Genomic DNA, 2,410 nt, shown 5'->3' with positions numbered 1-2,410 from the left:
GCAAGCCAACTTGTCGTCAAAATCGGTGTTGCAAAAACGGGAGTGACCATAGATTCCGTTTTCCAAGCGGACCCCTACTACTCCCTAACCTTTGCCTGATCCCCGCCTACTACCGCCTTAGCTGGCGGGGATTCTGCACGTCTGCAATAAACCTCAGTACAAAAAACAGCCTTAACGTACAATAATTTTCGAAATCCAACCCATCCCGCCTACAGGAATGACGGATTTTTCGGCGGTTCCGGCGTAGACCCACCACAACTGCTGTATAGCTTGTGGGTAAGTGATAATGAAGTGCAAACGAGATGGCGCAAATACTCTTTTGGTTTATCTTTTAATTACTTACGTATTAAAAGATAAACCAAAAAATAAAAGACATTACTGTTATCCCCTTTAAAAAGTGGATAACCGAACAGCATCGGCGCGAGCGCCTCAAAAGTAGCTCCCCACGCTAAAGCGCGGGGCATTCAGAACGGAATCCCTCGATGGCTAACAGCTCGCCTGTTAGCCATCGAGGGATTGGACAAATCCGGCCACGCCGGATACGTCAGCAAATATCGCTGAAGAATCAGCTTACACGCTCGTAAGCGGCTCTTACGACCCGCTAACGCGGAGATACGCCCCAACTGCGGCTTCGCCTTGTTGTGACCACTCCGACCGCGCACAAAAGCCTCTGAGCCGCTTTTAGCGGAATATGGCTTTGCAGGGTGAAGGGATGGATAGGCGATCCCTTTCGATCCCTCACTGGTATCGGCGGCTAACCCTCGGTGCTACCTGTCATTTCATCCTGCCGCCTTACATGCGCTAACGCGCATAAATCCCCGTTCCTCAGTGGAACGAAAACTCACGCTAACAGGGTAGTGACCGGGTAGCCACGATAACTGCCAACAAAATTAGCTTATAGGTTAATTCTACCTTGTCTGAAATTAGCCTATAGGTTAATATTAATAGAAATGGGAGGTCACATGTTTAGCGTTGTTTATCACCCGGAAGCCAGGGAAGAAGCCACAGCATTACCCGTAAAAATCAGGGTGAAGTTTGACCGTCTCATCGGCAAACTGGAGTATGACGCCCGATTACTGCGGGAGCCGGACACGAAGCCCCTGGGCGATGGACTTTTTGAGATCCGCACGATGGGGACGGACATAGCCAGGGGAATCTGGGTATACCACAAAGGCAATACCATCATCATGCTCCGTGTTTTCATCAAGAAGTCACAGAAAACGCCAGCGAAAGAAATCGATCTCGCCAAAAAGCGGTTAGCGGAGGTACTTAATGAAACTGGTAAGCCATAAAGAACTGCATAACGAGTGGATGCAGGGCGATGAATATCGCGCTGCATGGCAGGAAGAAGAACGTAAGGAAAAGCTCAGGGAGCTGCTTGCTGAATGGCGCAAGCATGACAACCTGACAAAAGCGCAGGTTGCTGAACGCATGGGGGTTACACCTCCGGTTATTTCTCGCCTGGAAAACAACATCACCAAAGCCAGCATCGACACACTGACCCGCTACGCTCACGCCTGCGGCATCAAGAAACCTGTCATTGCCCTGTACTGAATAGCCAGCCCTCCGGGGCTGGCCTTTTTGTTTCGGTCAGTCCCAAAATTTTGTTAAAGCAAGTTTAAAATGTCACCTGTTTCTCCAAAGTTGAAATGTCACTTCTAAGCCAATCTATTTATACATAATCTTTACATCTTTCCCCGGTGACAAAGTGCTAATTGGTCTGTAATGTTCAATGTGTGGCAGGCAAGCCGCCGGTGACTTAGGCATAAGTTGCTGATGGGTCGAAAAGAATCTCCGAGACTGCCTTGTGGGCAAACTTGTCATTGGCAGGGCCGATGGTGAGGGTTGAAGGTCGTTCTGGAAAGCTCGAAACGTGGGAACAATACCGGTTACGTAAACCACGAACTGTCCAAGGCTGCGGCAGTATAAATACGCCAGATATTACAGGCACTGTTGCAAAGTTAGGGAAGGTGCGAACAAGTTCCTGATATGAGATCATCATATTCATCCGGAGCGCATCCCAGAGGGACATCATGAGCCATCAACTCACCTTCGCCGATAGTGAATTCAGCACTAAGCGCCGTCAGACCCGAAAAGAGATTTTCCTCTCCCGCATGGAGCAGATTCTGCCATGGCAGAATATGACCGCTGTCATCGAGCCGTTTTATCCCAAGGCGGGCAATGGCCGACGGCCCTATCCGCTGGAGACCATGCTGCGTATTCACTGCATGCAGCATTGGTACAACCTGAGCGACGGTGCCATGGAAGATGCCCTGTACGAAATCGCCTCCATGCGCCTGTTTGCCCGATTATCCCTGGATAGCGCCCTGCCGGATCGCACCACCATCATGAATTTCCGCCACCTGCTGGAGCAGCATCAACTGGCCCGCCAATTGTTCAAGACCATCAA

Annotated in this window: 3 protein-coding genes; all 3 read left to right on the top strand. The window is 50.1% G+C overall.

Going from position 1 to position 2,410, the window contains the following annotated elements; translation table 11 throughout:
- Nucleotides 1-962: 962 nt before the first annotated feature.
- Nucleotides 963-1,292 (top strand): type II toxin-antitoxin system RelE/ParE family toxin, encoded by a 330-nt coding sequence (locus tag RYZ59_RS24475; RefSeq protein ID WP_000493286.1) that lies wholly within the window; start codon nucleotides 963-965, stop codon nucleotides 1,290-1,292.
- Complete coding sequence (locus tag RYZ59_RS24470; protein WP_286563273.1) at nucleotides 1,273-1,554, top strand: helix-turn-helix domain-containing protein; 282 nt, start codon at nucleotides 1,273-1,275, stop codon at nucleotides 1,552-1,554. Before RYZ59_RS24475 ends, RYZ59_RS24470 begins: the two co-directional genes overlap by 20 nt.
- A 479-nt stretch (nucleotides 1,555-2,033) precedes the next feature.
- On the top strand, nucleotides 2,034-2,410 hold a 377-nt coding region (locus RYZ59_RS24465; RefSeq protein ID WP_032282494.1), incomplete at its 3' end, for an IS5/IS1182 family transposase.

Origin of the sequence: Citrobacter sp. HN-141 (assembly GCF_033341895.1) — a bacterium.
Taxonomy (GTDB): Bacteria; Pseudomonadota; Gammaproteobacteria; order Enterobacterales; family Enterobacteriaceae; genus Citrobacter.
The sequence above is the reverse complement of the archived record's forward strand: the minus strand, read 5'-3'. Positions and strand labels throughout refer to the sequence as shown.

Bases quoted from the DNA above. Each gene is read 5' to 3' on its own strand.
- RYZ59_RS24475 (WP_000493286.1), top strand. From the start codon at position 963: ATGTTTAGCGTTGTTTATCACCCGGAAGCCAGGGAAGAAGCCACAGCA.
- RYZ59_RS24470 (WP_286563273.1), top strand. From the start codon at position 1,273: ATGAAACTGGTAAGCCATAAAGAACTGCATAACGAGTGGATGCAGGGC.